General features: G+C 66.8%; 12 protein-coding genes. 8 read left to right on the forward strand and 4 right to left on the reverse strand.

Going from position 1 to position 16,094, the window contains the following annotated elements:
* The first annotated feature begins 197 nt into the window (after positions 1–197).
* Both MSG_RS18120 and glgB read left to right on the forward strand, forming a co-directional pair.
* Entirely contained in the window at positions 198–2,288 is a 2,091-nt protein-coding gene (locus MSG_RS18120) for an alpha-1,4-glucan--maltose-1-phosphate maltosyltransferase (protein ID WP_205529653.1), read from the forward strand.
* 23 nt (positions 2,289–2,311) lie between these two features.
* Positions 2,312–4,516, forward strand: a complete 2,205-nt coding sequence (gene glgB, locus MSG_RS18125; RefSeq protein WP_096441738.1) for a 1,4-alpha-glucan branching protein GlgB — start codon at positions 2,312–2,314, stop codon at positions 4,514–4,516.
* 1 nt (position 4,517) lies between these two features.
* On the opposite strand, the gene MSG_RS18130 is transcribed toward glgB, so the two are convergent.
* Entirely contained in the window at positions 4,518–5,438 is a 921-nt protein-coding gene (locus MSG_RS18130) for a tetratricopeptide repeat protein (RefSeq protein ID WP_096441740.1), read from the reverse strand.
* A gap of 179 nt (positions 5,439–5,617) precedes the next feature.
* Positions 5,618–6,799 (reverse strand): acetyl-CoA C-acetyltransferase, encoded by a 1,182-nt coding sequence (locus tag MSG_RS18135; protein WP_096441742.1) that lies wholly within the window; start codon positions 6,797–6,799, stop codon positions 5,618–5,620.
* A gap of 81 nt (positions 6,800–6,880) precedes the next feature.
* Here MSG_RS18135 and mce point away from each other — a divergent pair, with 81 nt between their 5' ends.
* Positions 6,881–7,336: a methylmalonyl-CoA epimerase gene (mce, locus tag MSG_RS18140; RefSeq protein WP_096441744.1), complete on the forward strand. Its 456-nt coding sequence runs from the start codon at positions 6,881–6,883 to the stop codon at positions 7,334–7,336.
* Positions 7,337–7,346: 10 nt separating this feature from the next.
* Here mce and MSG_RS18145 read toward each other — a convergent pair whose 3' ends face one another.
* Positions 7,347–7,643 carry a hypothetical protein gene (locus tag MSG_RS18145; protein WP_096441746.1) on the reverse strand — a complete coding sequence of 99 codons (297 nt, stop codon included), beginning with the start codon at positions 7,641–7,643 and terminating at the stop codon, positions 7,347–7,349.
* Positions 7,644–7,666: 23 nt separating this feature from the next.
* A complete protein-coding gene (gene nucS / locus MSG_RS18150) occupies positions 7,667–8,338 on the reverse strand; it encodes an endonuclease NucS (RefSeq protein WP_096441748.1) in 672 nt (223 codons plus the stop codon).
* A 45-nt stretch (positions 8,339–8,383) separates the two neighbouring features.
* On the opposite strand from nucS, the gene MSG_RS18155 reads away from it, so the two are divergent.
* From MSG_RS18155 to MSG_RS18175, 5 genes are all read left to right on the forward strand, one after another.
* Positions 8,384–9,991 (forward strand): adenylate/guanylate cyclase domain-containing protein, encoded by a 1,608-nt coding sequence (locus MSG_RS18155; RefSeq protein ID WP_096441750.1) that lies wholly within the window; start codon positions 8,384–8,386, stop codon positions 9,989–9,991.
* Positions 9,992–10,427: 436 nt separating this feature from the next.
* Positions 10,428–11,822 carry a condensation domain-containing protein gene (locus tag MSG_RS18160; protein WP_096441752.1) on the forward strand — a complete coding sequence of 465 codons (1,395 nt, stop codon included), beginning with the start codon at positions 10,428–10,430 and terminating at the stop codon, positions 11,820–11,822.
* A complete protein-coding gene (locus MSG_RS18165) occupies positions 11,822–13,492 on the forward strand; it encodes an ABC transporter permease (protein WP_096441754.1) in 1,671 nt (556 codons plus the stop codon). The genes MSG_RS18160 and MSG_RS18165 overlap by 1 nt, the downstream gene beginning before the upstream one ends.
* Positions 13,489–14,814, forward strand: coding sequence for a hypothetical protein (locus MSG_RS18170; protein ID WP_096441756.1), 1,326 nt, complete (start codon positions 13,489–13,491; stop codon positions 14,812–14,814). Before MSG_RS18165 ends, MSG_RS18170 begins: the two co-directional genes overlap by 4 nt.
* Positions 14,814–16,064, forward strand: coding sequence for a hypothetical protein (locus MSG_RS18175; protein ID WP_096441758.1), 1,251 nt, complete (start codon positions 14,814–14,816; stop codon positions 16,062–16,064). The genes MSG_RS18170 and MSG_RS18175 overlap by 1 nt, the downstream gene beginning before the upstream one ends.
* Positions 16,065–16,094: the final 30 nt, after the last annotated feature.

The following is a 16,094-nucleotide window of genomic DNA, read 5'->3' on the forward strand; positions in this document are numbered from 1 at the left end:
ACGCCGGAGGCGACCGATTGCCCTGCAGAGTGTGGCCAGACACTAGGGTGGGTACCGGGTACTTATCGGGGCCGCAATGACGCCTCCCCAGCTAGAGGAAGTTCCCCACGAGAGGAAGTTTCCCGAGACGACAGGCTTTCCGCGAAGCAGCACACCGCGGTCTGGCCCCAAAACAAATCGGACGAAACGGAGTGGTGGTGCCCGGTCGTGTCGAGATCGATAACGTCCAGCCGGTCGTTTCCTGCGGCGCATATCCTGCCAAGGCGGTCGTCGGCGAGGTAGTGCCGGTCAGCGCCGCGGTGTGGCGAGAGGGCCACGATGCCGTAGCGGCGACCCTGGTGGTGCGTTACCTGGGCCCGCGTTATCCGCAGGTCACCGAGACCCGCCGAGTCAAGGCGGTGCAGGCGCCCGAGCGGGTAGACTCGGTGCCCCAGACGGGCGCGGCCGAGCGTGTCAAACCGCTGGCGCTACCCATGACGATGGGGCAGGAACCCTACGTTTTCCACGGCCAGTTCACGCCCGACCGGGTCGGGCTGTGGACGTTTCGCGTCGACGGGTGGGGCGACCCCGTCGAGACGTGGCGGCACGGCCTGGTCGCCAAACTGGATGCCGGACAGGGCGAGACCGAACTGAGCAACGACCTGTTGGTCGGCGCGGCTCTGTTCGAGCGCGCCGCGACCGGCGTGCCGCGCGCGGGCCGCGGGCCGCTGCTGGCGGCCGCCGCCGCGCTGCGGGCCCCCGGCGACCCGGTGACGCGGACCGCGCCGGCGTTGGCGCCCGAGACCGAGGAGCTGCTGAACGCCTATCCGTTGCGCGACATCGTCACTCGCGGCCAGCAGTACGGCGTCTGGGTGGACCGGCCGCTGGCGAGATTCGGCTCCTGGTACGAGATGTTCCCGCGGTCGACCGGTGGCTGGGACGGCGACAGCAAGCCCGTGCACGGCACCTTCGCGACGGCGGCTGCAGACCTGCCCCGCATCGCCGACATGGGTTTCGACGTCGTGTACCTGCCGCCGATCCACCCGATCGGCAAGGTACATCGCAAGGGCCGCAACAACTCTCCCACCGCCGAGCCCGGCGACGTCGGATCGCCGTGGGCAATCGGCAGCGACGAGGGCGGCCACGATGCCGTTCATCCGAACCTGGGCACCATCGATGATTTCGACGATTTCGTAGCCGCGGCAAGCGATCTGGGCATGGAGGTCGCCCTGGACCTGGCGCTGCAGTGCGCGCCGGATCATCCGTGGGCGCGCGATCATCGGCGGTGGTTCACCGAGCTGCCGGACGGCACCATCGCCTACGCGGAGAACCCGCCGAAGAAATACCAGGACATCTACCCGCTCAACTTCGACAACGATCCCGCCGGCCTCTACGACGAGGTGCTGCGCGTGGTCCGGCACTGGGTTGACCACGGCGTCAAGTTCTTTCGGGTCGACAATCCGCACACCAAGCCGCCGGACTTCTGGGCGTGGCTGATCGGTCAGGTCAAAGACACCGATCCTGACGTGCTCTTCCTCTCGGAGGCGTTCACCCCGCCGGCCCGCCAGTACGGCCTAGCCAAACTCGGCTTCACGCAGTCCTACAGCTACTTCACCTGGCGCACCGCCAAGTGGGAGCTCACCGAGTTCGGCAACGACATCGCCGCCCTCGCCGACTTCCGCCGGCCCAACCTCTTTGTCAACACGCCCGACATCCTGCACGCAATACTGCAGCACAACGGTCCGGGTATGTTCGCCATCCGCGCGGCGCTGGCGGCGACCATGAGCCCGGCCTGGGGCGTGTATTCCGGCTACGAGCTGTTCGAGCACCGCGCCGTGCGCGAAGGCAGCGAAGAATACCTCGACTCGGAAAAGTACGAGCTGCGTCCCCGCGACTACGCGCGTGCCCTTGCCGAAGGCCGATCGCTCGAGCCGTTCATCAAGCAGCTCAACACGATTCGCCGGACACATCCGGCGCTGCAGCAGCTGCGCAACATCCACTTCCACGACGTGGACAACGATGCCCTGCTCGCCTACAGCAAGTTCGATCCGGCCACCGGCGACTGCGTGCTGGTAGTGGTGACGCTCAACGCACTCGGGCCCGAAGAAGCAACGGTGTGGTTAGACATGGCGGCATTGGGTATGGAGCCATATGAGCGCTTTTGGGTGCGCGATGAGATCACCGGCCAGGAATATCAGTGGGGGCAAGCAAATTACGTCCGCATCGACCCAGGATATGCGGTCGCCCACATCATCAACATGCCGCTCATCCCGCAAGAATCCCGAACCACGCTGCTGCGCAGGAGGTAACAGCGCCCGAAAGGGGAAGATCCATGAGTCGAACCGAGAGCCGAACCGACCAACTCGCCCGGGCCCAGCTGGCGCCGGACCCGGTCGATCTGGCCCGGTTGGTCGCCGGCACGCATCACAATCCGCACGGCGTCCTGGGCGCCCACGAATACGGCGACCACACTGTCATCCGCGCGTTTCGGCCGCACGCGACCGAGGTCGTCGCGATCGTCGGTGACGACCGGTTCCCGATGCAGCACGTCGACAACGGTCTGTTCGCGGTGGCGCTGCCGTTCACCGATCTCATCGACTACCGCCTGCAGATCGACTACGGGTCGGGCGCCTACACCACGGCCGATGCCTACCGCTTCCTGCCCACGCTGGGCGAAGTCGACCTCCATCTGTTCGCCGAGGGCCGCCACGAGCGACTCTGGGAAGTCCTCGGTGCCCATCCCCGTTCGTTCACCACCGCCGACGGCGAAGTCCACGGCGTGTCGTTCGCCGTCTGGGCGCCGAACGCCAAGGGCGTCAGCCTGATCGGCGAGTTCAACGGCTGGACCGGTAGCGAGGCCCAGATGCGGGTGCTGGGTTCCACCGGCGTGTGGGAGCTGTTCTGGCCCGGGTTTGCGACGGACGGCCTGTACAAATTCCGCGTGCACGGCGCCGACGGGGTGGTGACCGAGCGCGCCGACCCCATGGCGTTCGCGACGGAAGTGCCGCCGCACACGGCGTCGCGGGTGACGCACAGCGAATACGTGTGGGCCGACGACGACTGGATGACCCGGCGCGCGCAGCGCAACCCGGTGTTCGAGCCGATGAGCACCCTGGAGGTCCATCTCGGTTCGTGGCGACCCGGACTGAGCTACCGACAACTCGCCCACGAGCTGACGGATTACGTGGTGGAAAACGGTTTCACCCACGTCGAGCTGCTGCCGGTGGCAGAGCACCCGTTCGCCGGGTCGTGGGGGTATCAGGTCACGTCTTATTACGCGCCGACTTCGCGGTTCGGCACGCCCGACGATTTCCGCATCCTGGTCGACGCCCTGCACCGAGCCGGGATCGGCGTCATCGTGGACTGGGTGCCGGCGCACTTCCCCAAGGACGCCTGGGCCCTCGGCCGGTTCGACGGCACCCCGCTCTACGAGCACTCCGATCCACGGCGTGGCGAGCAATTGGATTGGGGCACATATGTGTTCGACTTCGGCCGTCCGGAAGTCCGCAACTTCCTGGTGGCCAACGCGTTGTATTGGCTCGAGCAGTACCACATCGACGGCCTGCGGGTGGACGCCGTCGCGTCGATGCTGTATCTGGACTACTCGCGGCCCGAGGGCGGCTGGACGCCCAACATCTATGGCGGACGGGAAAACCTGGAAGCCGTGCAATTCCTGCAGGAGATGAACGCAACGGCGCACAAGGCCGCGCCGGGCATCGTGACCATCGCCGAGGAGTCGACGTCGTGGCCGGGTGTGACGCGGCCGACGAGCCTTGGTGGCCTGGGCTTTTCGATGAAGTGGAACATGGGCTGGATGCACGACACGCTGGACTACATCAGCCGCGACCCGATCCACCGCAGCTATCACCACCACGAGATCACCTTCTCCATGCTGTACGCGTTCAGCGAGAATTTCGTGCTACCGCTGAGCCATGACGAGGTGGTGCACGGCAAAGGCACGCTGTGGGGCCGGATGCCGGGCAACAACCACGTCAAGGCGGCTGGCGTGCGCAGCCTGCTCGCCTACCAGTGGGCGCATCCGGGTAAGCAATTGTTGTTCATGGGCCAGGAATTCGGGCAGCGCGCCGAGTGGTCGGAAGAGCGCGGCCTGGATTGGTGGCAGCTCGACGAGCAGGGGTTCTCCAACGGGGTGCTGCGTCTGGTCCGCGACATCAACGGCATCTACCAGAGCCACCCGGCGCTGTGGAGTCAGGACACCACCCCCGAAGGCTACTCCTGGATCGACGCCAACGACTCGGGTAACAACGTGCTGAGCTTCCTGCGTTACGGCAGCGACGGTTCAGTCCTGGCCTGCATCTTCAACTTTGCCGGATCGGAGCACGGCGGCTACCGGGTAGGGCTGCCCGTCGCCGGCCGCTGGCGCGAGGTACTCAACACCGACGCCACCGTCTACAACGGCTCGGGCATCGGCAATATGGGCGGAGTCGACGCCACCGCCGACCCGTGGCACGGCCGCCCGGCGTCGGCGGTGTTGGTGCTGCCGCCCAACTCGGCGCTGTGGCTGGAACCCGAATAGGTCAGTAAAGCGCGTTGGCGAGATTGCGGCGGCCGGCCACAACCTCGGGATCGGCGGGGTCGAAAAGCTCGAAGAGCTCGACCAGCCGGGTGCGCACCGCGGTGCGCTCGTCACCGGAAGCGCTGCGCACCAACGCGATCAGACGATCGAATGCCGCACTCACGTCCTGGTTGAGGATCTGCACGTCGGCAGCCGCGAATGCGGCATCGATGTCCGCGGGCGCAGCGTCCGCAACGGCCACGGCGTCCGGGCGCTGCGCGGTGGCACGGGTGAGGAAGTCGATCTGGCGGATGGCGCCTTTGGCCTCGACGCTGCCCGGGTTGGCGTCCAGTATCGCCTGATACGACTGCTTTGCCGCGGCGAAGTCACCGGACTCGAGAAGTTGGCGCGCCTGCTCCAGTTCCGGGTCGACCTCGGCTGCGTCCTCGGAACCCGCCGGTCCCCTTAACTTTCCGGCCGTCGCCGACAGCAGGGAGTCCACCCAGCGGCGCAACTGGTCGGCGGGCTGCGGACCCTGGAAGCTCGAAATCGGCTGTCCCGCAGCCAAAGCCACGACCGTGGGGACCGCCTCAACGCCGAATATCTGGGCCACCCTGGGCGCGACGTCGACATTGACTGTGCCCAGCGACCACTTGCCGTTGTCCTCGGCGGCCAGGGCGGACAGCGTGTCCACCAGCTCCACGCACACCTCGCTGCGCGGCGACCACAACGCCACCACGACCGGCACCTCGTCGGAGCGCACCAACACTTCGCTCTCGAAGTTGGCCTCGGTGATCTCGGTGCCTGTCGCGGTGCCCGACGGGGGGGTCGCCCGGCCCGCGGGAGCACCCGCTGGCGTGCTCTGTTGGGCTCGCTGCTTGAGGCCGGAAAGGTCGACCGCACCGCTCAGTGCGGGCCCGATGGAAGGTCGCGGACGCGTCACGCCGTCAAGTCTGTCATGCGCGCCGGCTATCGCTACACCCGGTGGCGCTCGCGCCCCGGCGGACCACCCAGGCACCGGAGATCATCGCTCTACTGACCGGTAACCAGGGCTTATGACCAAAGTCACAACAGCACACAGGCATCGTATTTCAGCACCGCCGGCCGCGCCTGCCGGCCCAGCTAACTCGCGCGCAGGATAAGGGCGTCGCCCTGGCCGCCCGCCCCGCACAGCGCGGCGACACCGTAGCCGCCGCCGCGGCGGGCCAGCTCCAGCGCTACGTGCAGCGTGATGCGGGCTCCGGACATGCCGATCGGGTGCCCAACGGCGATGGCGCCGCCGTTGACATTGACGATCGCGGGGTCGATGCCGAGTTCGCGCGTCGAGGCCAGTGCCACCGCGGCGAACGCCTCGTTGATCTCCGCCACATCGAGCTGGTCAACCCCGATGCCCTCGCGGCCAAGCGCCTTGCGGATTGCGTTGGCCGGCTGCGATTGCAGCGTCGAATCCGGGCCGGCCACCACGCCGTGCGCGCCGATCTCGGCCAGCCAGGTCACACCGAGCTCGGCGGCCTTGTCCTTGTTCATCACCACGACCGCGGCGGCGCCGTCGGAGATCTGCGAGGCCGAGCCGGCGGTGATGGTGCCGTCTTTGCGGAAGGCGGGCTTGAGGCCGCCCAGCGAATCGGCCGTGGTGTTTGCGCGAATGCCCTCGTCCTGGGTGAACGGCAGCGGATCACCTTTGCGCTGCGGGATGTTGACCGGCGCCACTTCGTCGGTGAAGACACCGTCCTTCCACGCGGCGGCGGCCTTCTGGTGCGACCGCGCGGCGAACTCGTCCTGCTCGGCGCGGGTGAACTTGTCCACGTCATTGCGCTGCTCGGTGAGCGCGCCCATCGGCTGGTCGGTGAACACGTCGTGCAAACCGTCGTAGGCCAGGTGGTCCAAGACGGTGACATTGCCGTACTTGTAGCCCGCTCGGCTGTCCATCAGCAGATGCGGCGCCTTGGACATGGACTCCTGACCGCCGGCCACCACCACGTCGAACTCGCCGGCTCGAATGAGCTGGTCAGCCAATGCGATGGCGTCGATACCCGACAGGCACATCTTGTTGATCGTCAGCGCCGGGACGTCCCAACCGATGCCCGCGGCCACAGCGGCCTGCCGCGCCGGCATCTGCCCGGCGCCGGCCGTCAGCACCTGTCCCATGATCACGTACTCGACCAAAGAGGCCGGAACCCGCGCCTTCTCCAGCGCCCCGGCGATCGCGATACCACCCAGATCGCTACCCGAAAAATCCTTCAGCGAACCCATCAACTTCCCGATCGGGGTCCGCGCCCCAGCAACGATCACCGACGTCGTCATAACTACCTCCTAGGCGGGGGCGGGCGGCCGATTCGGCCTCCCCGAGAAGCGCAACCTTTGCCGCCAGGTTACCTTTATGAGATGACGACCGATCAAGTTGACGCCCGTCACCTCCTGGCCACCTCTCTGGTGACCGGCCTCGATCACGTCGGCATTGCGGTCGCCGATCTCGACGCCGCCATCGCCTGGTATCACGACCATCTCGGCATGATCCTGGTGCACGAGGAAGTCAACGACGATCAGGGCATTCGCGAGGCGATGCTGGCCGTGCCCGGCACCAGCGCGCAGCTGCAGCTGATGGCCCCGCTCAACGACACGTCGACGATCGCGAAATTCATGGAGAAGCGCGGACCGGGCATCCAGCAGATGGCGGTTCGGGTCAGCGATCTGGACACCATCTGCGACCAGCTGCGGGAACAGAACGTGCGACTGGTCTACGAGGCGGCTCGTCGCGGTACTGCCAACTCGCGGGTCAACTTCATCCACCCCAAGGACGCCGGCGGCGTGCTCATCGAGCTGGTCGAGCCGGCCTCTTAGGGCGATTCGATCACGACCACTTTCGGGTGGGGCCTCGTCGCGCCCGACTAGCCCAGCACGGCGTGTGCCAGTGCCGCCGCTCGTCGACACCGGCCTGTGGCGAGTCAGTCGGCCACACCACCAAATGGGCGGTGCCGGAACGGATTTCATGATCGCAGCCCGGGCAACGGTAGATCTTGAGCGCACGTGCCGCGACGACGGTACGCACCTCGTAGGCGTAGCCGCCGGGCCCCGTTTCCACCCGGCGCAATACCGACGACAGCTTGGGCGGCTGCTGTCGGCGTGGCGGGGTGCGGCGCCGGGCCATGGCAACAAGTCTAGTCCGGCAAGTCAGAACAACCGGTACTCGTCGCTGTCCATTCCCCGCATCTTGTCGTAATCCAGTGTGAGACAACGTATCCCGCGGTCTGTAGCTAAAGTTCGCGCCTGTGGTTTAATCTGCTGGGCGGCGAACACTCCCTGTACCGGAGCGAGAACGGTGTCGCGATTGAGCAATTCAAGATAGCGGGTCAGCTGCTCGACACCGTCGATCTCGCCGCGCCGCTTGATCTCCACCGCGACCGAGCCGCCGTCGGCGTCGCGACACAGCAGATCGACGGGCCCGATCGCGGTCATGTACTCGCGGCGGACCAGCGTGTAACCCTCCCCCAGCAGCTGCACATGCTCGGCGAGCAACGCCTGAAGATGGGCCTCCACGCCGTCCTTGACCAACCCGGGATCGACACCCAGGTCGTGGCTGGAGTCGTGCTCGATCTCCTCGACGGTGATGCGCAGCTGTTCGCCCGTCTTGTTCTCGACCACCCACAGCGGCGTCTCGCCGGTGACCTCCTCGGTCAGCCAGCACGGCGGACTCATCCAATTCAACGGCTTGTAGGCTCGGTCGTCGGCGTGCACACTGACCGATCCGTCGGCTTTGAAGAGCAACAACCTGCGCGCCGAGGGCAGATGCGCGGTAAGCCGGCCCACGTAGTCGACCGTGCACTGGGCGATCACTAGACGCACCCGACTCACCTTAGAGCGTCGTCAACGAATTAGGCTGACGCCACCATGTCGGCGAACACGAGCCTGGCACAACGCCTGGGGCGGCTGCTGGAAAGGGTGACCCGCCAGAGCGGCCGCCTGCAGGAGACGCCCGCCTACGGTTCGCTGCTTCTCGGCCGGGTCAGCGAGAGCCAGGCCCGCCGACGGGTACGTATTCAACTCATCCTGACCATCTTCATCCTCGGCGCCAATCTGATCGGGATCGGCGTCTCGCTGTTACTGCTGGCCGTCGCATTCCCGTCGCCCAGCATCTTCACCGACGCGCCCGGATGGCTCACCTGGGCCGTGGCGCCCGGGTATGTCGTGGTCGCGCTTGCCCTGGGGGCATTCTGGATCACCTGGCAGACGGTGGCTGCGCTGCGCTGGGCGATCGAAGGGCGCACACCCACGCTCGATGACGAGCGCAAGACTTTCCTGGCCCCGTTCTACCTGGCGCTCGGGGTGCTGGTGCTGTGGGGAATCGGGGCGGCGTTGCTGACCACGCTCTACGGGCTGACCGACAAGCTGTTCATCCCGATCGTGGGTTTCTCGGTGAGCTTCTGCGGCATCCTGGTGGCCACCGCCTGCTACCTGTTCACCGAGTTCGCGTTGCGGCCGGTAGCCGCCCAGGCGCTGGAGGCCGGACGGGCACCGAAGCGGTTGGCGCCGGGCATCATGGGCCGGACCCTGACCGTGTGGCTGTTGGGCTCCGGCGTCCCGGTGCTCGGCATCATCGTCACCGCGCTGCTGGGCGGCGTGGTGCTCGACAATCTCAGCAAGACCCAATTGGCGGTTGCCATCTTGGTGATATCGGCGGCCGCGTTGATCTTCGGCTTCGTGCTGATGTGGATCCTGTCCTGGCTGACCGCAACGCCGGTCCGGGTCGTCCGCGCTGCGCTCAGGCGAGTGGAGCAGGGTGATTTGCGGGGCGACCTGGTGGTATTCGACGGCACCGAGCTCGGCGAGCTGCAGCGCGGGTTCAACGCGATGGTCGACGGTTTGCGGGAGCGGGAGCGGGTGCGCGACCTTTTCGGCCGGCACGTCGGCCGTGAGGTCGCCCTGGCCGCCGAACGCGAGCGCCCGAAACTGGGTGGCGAAGAACGGCACGTCGCCGTGGTCTTCATCGACATCGTCGGCTCCACCCAATTGGTGACCAGCCAGCGCCCGACCGACGTCGTCGCGGTGCTCAACCGGTTCTTCGCGGTCGTCGTCGAAGAAGTCGATCGCCATTGCGGTCTGGTTAACAAGTTCGAGGGCGACGCGTCGCTGGCGATTTTCGGGGCGCCAAATCATCTTGACTGTCCCGAAGATGCGGCATTGGCCGCCGCGCGGACCATCTGCGAACGTCTGTCCGACGAGATATCCGAACTCACCGCCGGCATCGGCGTGGCGGCCGGGCAGGTCGTTGCCGGCAATATCGGCGCCAAGGAACGATTTGAATACACCGTGATCGGAGAGCCGGTCAACGAGGCGGCGCGCCTGTGCGAGTTGGCCAAATCGCACGTGGGCCGTTTGCTGGCGACCGCCGACACCGTGCAGGCGGCAAGCGAAAGCGAGCGCGTCCGTTGGTCTTTGGGTGACACCGTGACGCTTCGCGGGCATGACCACCCCACCCGGCTGGCTTGGCTCCCCTGACTTGCGGACGCGTCACACGCCGCGATTTCTTCCGGTCAGCAACAGATCGCGCCCGTAATATCTGGTCGATATCTGGTCGATATCTGGTCGCCCGGAATCACGCTCCATCAGGAGGTTCGAGGCTGGCAAAAGTAATGCGGCCTGCGGTTGTCTTGACGATGCGCTCCAACGAGCGGGGACAACGGAAGCCCGCTAGTGTTTCTGGCAGATTTCTGTGGTTTGGGGGAATTTTCGACTTACCGCACGAACAGTTCATACGCAATTTAGGCTGTGAGGCAGTGGTACTGATGTCCCACAAACCACGGTGAGCCTAAAGGTTCCGTAGGAACCTGCACGACAGGACTTCCCTCGGCGCTCAAAGTCATTTAGCGACTAGAGAGCGGTGACGTTAAGGTCTTCGGACCGGCGTCGCTAGTGGACAAATGGAAGGTGGCGCATGTTTTTGGGGACGGTTGACGACTGGACAGCCGAGGGCACCGTCGTGTCCTGGTATCCCACGGCGAGGACTCACGCGTCCGCAGCCGAAGCGCAGCCACATCCGGCCCCGGTGAGCCACCAGCAGTCTCAGCATCTCCGCTATTACCGCCGCCAGGTCGGCCGTGGCCGCGACATCCCGCGCCTGTGTATTGGCGCCTGGGAGATCGACGGCATCTGCGATATCTCCGCAATGACGGACGCCCTGAATGCGCACCTACGGCGACACGACACCTATCACGACCGATTCGACTTCGGCGACGACGACGAAATCCTTCGCTATGTGATTGCCGAGCCGGAGAAGATCACCGTCTCGCCAAAAGATCTGGGCAGAATGACCCCCGCCCAGATTCGCAAACTGATTCTTGATACGCCCGACCCACTGCAATGGGACTGCTTTACCTTCGGAGTCATTCAGGGGGACGACCGCTTCACCATCTATATCGCCATCGACCATCTACGCGCCGACGGTATGTCGGCCGGGGTGATCTTCCTCGATATCCAGACGATGTACTTCACGGCGCTGCAAAATGGAAACGAAATCCTGCCGCCGGCGCCCAGCCACCGCGAATACAGCGCAAATCAGCGTGCCTACATCCAAAGCCTGGACGAGGACTCACCCGAGATCCGTTCATGGCGGGCCTTTCTCGCGGCGAACAACGGATCGCTGCCGAGATTTCCGCTGGAACTGGGCGAGGCGAACGCCGATACGCCCGGGGCCATCGACGTGTTCGATCTGATCGATGACGAGCAGGCCCGGCGGTTCGAAGCGGCGTGCCGCGCCGCAGGAGCGCGCTTCAGCGGTGGCGTGTTCGCCTGCGCCGCGCTGGCCGAGCATCGATTGACAGGCGCTGCAACGTATTTCGGTCTCACCCCGTTCGACAACCGTCGAGATCTCGCCCACGCCACCGCGGTCGGCTGGCTGGCCAGCTTCATCCCGTTGACGATTCCGACCGCGGGCGCCACATTCGACGAGGCCGTGAGTGCCGCCCAGACATCCTTCGATGCCAACACCGCCCTCGGCGCCGTGCCGTACTACCACCTGCTCGAGTCACCGAGCCAGGAGCCATTCCCGATCGAGGTGCCGGATCATCCGGTTCCCATGCTGTCCTACATCGACATTCGCAAGCTGCCGTTCGGGCAGAGCTTCGACGGTCTGCGTGCCGGTGTCTGGGGCGACAACCGGCTGTCGGAGACGGTGTGCATGTGGGTCAACCGCATGCATGACCGGACGCACCTGGTGGTCGCCTACCCTGGCACGGACACCGCCCGCCGGTCCGTGCTGCGCTACGTCGAGGCGATTCGTGCCGAGTTCCAAAGGGTGTCCGACGGCGCCGAGCTGCGCATCGATGGCTAATGCCGTCCCCCAGCGCCGCCACCGGTAGTCCTGGGGGGCGCGCGCTGGCGGCACTGACCTGGCGCACGATTGCGGGTGCCCGGCGTGACGCCGACCTGCTCTTCGCGGCCTTGGCGCCGGTGGGTTGCTTTCTGGGGTTCACCTTGGTGCTGGGCGGCCTCATCAACACCGGCCGGACGACCTACCCGCAATACGTCCTTCCGGTGGTTATTGTGCAGGCGATCCTGTTCGGCGCGATGACCACGGCCGATCGCGCAGCGCGAGACCGGTTGTCCGGCTTTGGCTTTCGCCTGCGCGCTCTGCCGATACCGGCAGCAGTGCCGCTGGGCGCACGGATGCTCTACTGCTTGATCCGCTCGGCGATCGCGCTGATCGCCGGCATCGCGGTCGGATCGTCGTTCGGCTTCCGGATGGCCGGTGGTGCCGGCGACGCAGCCCTCTTCGTCATCATCGTCATGGCGTTCGCGATGGCGGTGTGCCTGGGCGCCGACGCCCTCGGCTCCCGGGCCGGCTCGGTCGAATCGTCCAGCCAATTATTGCTGCTGCCCCAACTGCTGCTGGTCCTGCTGTCTACCGGCATCGCTCCTGCGGATGCGTTTCCGCAATGGCTGGGCGCTTTCGTTCGCTACCAGCCGGTCTCGCAGGTCACCGAAACGTTGCGGGGTCTCGCCGACGGTCGCGTCACGGGTGCGGGCCTGACGATGACGGGGGTGTGGTGCCTCGCGTTGCTGATCCTGTTCGGCGGCCTGGCGGTGCGGATGCAGCGACGCTACGGCGCAGGGCTTTCGGGCTCCGCGCCGCCCGGCGATCCGGCACCCCCCGCCGCCGACGCATGCGCGGGCCCGCGGGTGACGGCGAATCTACCGCCCCACCCAGAAATTCCGAGCCAAACATCGCTGCGGGCATTTGTCACCCACAGCGGATTGGAGGCGGGACGCCTACTGCGCCGTTGGCGGCGCGACCCGGTCGTCGCCGTGCAGGCGCTGCTGTTTCCCACCCTGCTGCTCGTCGTCTACAAGCTGCTGATCGGCAAGGCCGTGCTCGCCGTCACCGGGCACGACAGCCTCTACGGCCTGGTGCCGATGTGCGCGGTCGTCGGTGCGATCTTCGGTACCCTCGGCGCCGGACTTGCCTTGCCGGCAGAGCGGGAGTCCGGCCTGCTGGCAAAGTTGTGGGTGCTGCCCGTCCATCGTGCGAGCGCGCTGGCGGGTCGGCTCATCGCCGAGGCCACCCGCGCCACGGCGTCGGCGATCGTGCTCACGGTATTGGGGATCGCGCTGGGCTTGCGATTCACCTACGGCTGGATCGGACTGCCGGCCTTTGTGTTGCTGCCCGTGGTGATTTCGGCGGGGATGGCGACGGTGGTCATCGCGATCGCCACCCGCGCGGACGGCAAGGCGATGGTGACGTGGCTGGGCGCGGGGTGCATCGTCTTGCTGTTCCTCAACACCGGTGTGGCGCCCGCCGAGGTGTTCCCGGGCTGGCTGCAACCGGTAGTGCGCTTTCAGCCCATCTCTCCGACGATCGAGGCGATGCGCGCGCTGGCGGCGGGCGGTCCGGTGCTGCGGCCGCTCTGGCAGGTGGCCCTGTGGACCGGCGCTCTGGTCGCGGTGTTCGCGCCGGTGGCGGTGCGCGGGTATCGCGCGGCGGCCGAAGTGGGCAGTCAGTGACGCGGCTGGCGCTGCTGGACCAGGCCGCTTTCCTCCGGCTGCGGGCCACCGGGCAAGGCAGCACGGTGCAATGTACGTGGGTCTATGACCGCGACGTCGACATCGACCAATTACGGGCCTTCAACGCGAGTCTGGGCGCGGGCCTGCTCGGGCGGCGCATCGAGCGCTCGCCGCTGCCGTTCGGGCGCCATCGCTGGGTACTCGACCGCCGCTCGCCCGACATCGCGGTGGAACCGCGGCAGCCGCGGCGCGAGATCGGCGCGTGGATCGACCGGCGCGCCCAGGTGGGCGTCGACCCCGAGCACGGCCCGACCTTTCACCTCGGCATGCTGCCGCTGGACGATGGCGGTGCCGCGGTGACCTTGGTGGCATCACACTGCGTCACCGACGGACTTGCGCTGACCGTGGCCATTTCCGACGCGGCCGCCGGCCGCGACCGCGATCTTGGCTATCCACAAGCCAATTCACGCGGTCGGTGGCGCGCGATCCGCGAGGACCTGCTCGATGCCGTTCTCGCCCTGCCGGCGGCGCTGAAGGCACTGATCGCCACTCTCGTGATAGTGCTCAAGGCCACGTCGGACCGGCAGCCGCGGCGGCCGTTCGCCCCGGACCCGATTCACAACGGACAGGACGCATTCCAGGCGGTGACGGTCCAAACCGACTCCGTGGCATGGGAAGCGCGGGCGCGCAGGCTCAACGGAAGCAGCAACACGCTCTTCGTCGCGTTTGCGGCCCGGCTGGCCCACCGGATGGGCCGAGTGGCGCCCGACGGCCACTCCGTGACTATCGTGCTGCCGGTCAGTGACCGCACCACCGACGACGACCGCGCCAACGCGCTGACCTCGATCACGCTGACCGTCGATGGCCGGACCATCGCCGGCGACTTGAGCGGCGCGCGTACGGAGATCAAGAAACTGCTCACGTCGCTGGAACAACAACCCAACGAATTGCTCGCCGGGCTGCCACTCATCCCGTTCACGCCACAATGGCTGGTCCGGCGCGCCGAAGGCATCGCCATGGCGACCGCAGCACTGCCGGTCGGGTGCTCCAACCTCGGCAGTCTCGATCCCGCCATCGGCCGCATCGACGGCGCCGACGCGACCGAGGTCTCCCTGCGGCTGGCTGAGCAGGGCATCACGCGGTCCCGCATCGAGCGGGCGTACGGCCAATTGTTCTGTGGCACGGGATCGATCAATGACAGCCGGTTTCTGACGATCGTTGCCTACCAGGGCGGCGCAGCAGTATCGGTGCGCGAGCTCGCGTGTAGCGCGCTGGCCGACCTGCAGCTGTCCGGCACCAGCGGCTACGACGACCAGACCTGATGGTGGCCCTGGACGGCAAGGCGAACGGTCACGCGGCCCGACTGCGTTACATCGGCGTTGGCGGCGCGATCGCGGCGTGGGCCGTCGCCGTGCTGTGGTTCGCGATCAAAATCATCCCGCTCGACGCCTACTGGATCTCGTACTACACCGCCGACTACACGCACGGCTTCGTCCGTCGCGGGCTCGCCGGTGAGCTGGTCGGCTTGGTCCCGGGACACTGCTTCGGGGTTGCGCTCGGTCTGCGATGGCTCACCACGATCGTCTACCTGGGCGCCCTGGCAACGGTCACTAGCGTGGTCCTCTTCAGTGGGCACGGGTCGCAACGCAGAGTCATGGTCGCGCTGCTGATTCCGTTGCTGCCGTTCGGTGTCCCGTTCGCGGTCTTCTCCGCTCGGTCGGACCTGTTCGGCGCGACGGCCCTGGCGCTGTTCAGCTCGGCACTGGTCGTCACGCGGTCCCGTGCGGTCGCGGTCGGATGGTGCGCGACCTTCGGCGCCGCGATCGCGGCGTTGACCCTCGTGCACGAGGCGGTAGGGCTGCAGTTCGCGTTGGGCGCCGTGCTGGCGATCCTCGTCATGGGTGGCGTGCCGGAAGGCGTACGGCGGCTCGGCATCCTGCTGGCCGTGCTGCCGGGGGCTGTCACCACGGCCGTCGTCGCGGCCTTCGGTCGCCGTGACGTCGCCGCTCAACTCTGTGCGGCGGTGCCTCATCATCCGGTGCCCAATCCGTTGGCCACGGTGACCTCGCTGCCGGCGCTGGCGCACCTGGTGATCGAGGACCACCCCAGCCAGACCGACTATCACGACTGGGTATGCCGCAACGTGACGCCCGGCTACGACTACGGAATCGCCGATGCCATCCGCACCGTCGGTCACGTCGGAATACCGGGGCTGGCCGCTTCTTTGGCCTTCGGCGTCGTTGCCGTCGCGGTGACGATGTATGGACTCGGCGCGGTTTCGGGCGTGCCGTTGCGCGCTCTTGCCGAGCCGCTGCGGGGCCGACTGGCCTGGGTCACGGCGAGCCTGCTGTTGATCATCCCCGTTTTCCTCACCGGGTTCGACTGGACCCGGTGGCTGACGATCACCGGGTTCGACATCGCGATCGTGTTCGTCCTCTTCGCGGCGCGCAGAGCAGAGATCGAGCGGCCGCCCTCGCCACGCACGTTTCGGCTATTCGTCCTTCTCGCCATTGTTTTCGCGTTGATCCCGGTGGGTGCCGTTCCGGGCTTCGGCGGACCGCGGCTGGTGTAACCCGCCGGTGGGCCACCGAGCTCGTCGTGT

The organism is Mycobacterium shigaense, from assembly GCF_002356315.1.
Lineage (GTDB): Bacteria > Actinomycetota > Actinomycetes > Mycobacteriales > Mycobacteriaceae > Mycobacterium > Mycobacterium shigaense.

What these genes read in the sequence shown, in the direction of transcription:
- glgB (WP_096441738.1), top strand. Translation starts at nt 2,312, where the DNA reads ATGAGTCGAACCGAGAGCCGAACCGACCAACTCGCCCGGGCCCAGCTG.
- MSG_RS18135 (WP_096441742.1), bottom strand. Translation starts at nt 6,799, where the DNA reads ATGACGACGTCGGTGATCGTTGCTGGGGCGCGGACCCCGATCGGGAAG.
- mce (WP_096441744.1), top strand. Translation starts at nt 6,881, where the DNA reads ATGACGACCGATCAAGTTGACGCCCGTCACCTCCTGGCCACCTCTCTG.
- MSG_RS18145 (WP_096441746.1), bottom strand. Translation starts at nt 7,643, where the DNA reads ATGGCCCGGCGCCGCACCCCGCCACGCCGACAGCAGCCGCCCAAGCTG.
- MSG_RS18155 (WP_096441750.1), top strand. Translation starts at nt 8,384, where the DNA reads ATGTCGGCGAACACGAGCCTGGCACAACGCCTGGGGCGGCTGCTGGAA.
- MSG_RS18160 (WP_096441752.1), top strand. Translation starts at nt 10,428, where the DNA reads ATGTTTTTGGGGACGGTTGACGACTGGACAGCCGAGGGCACCGTCGTG.
- MSG_RS18165 (WP_096441754.1), top strand. Translation starts at nt 11,822, where the DNA reads ATGCCGTCCCCCAGCGCCGCCACCGGTAGTCCTGGGGGGCGCGCGCTG.
- MSG_RS18175 (WP_096441758.1), top strand. Translation starts at nt 14,814, where the DNA reads ATGGTGGCCCTGGACGGCAAGGCGAACGGTCACGCGGCCCGACTGCGT.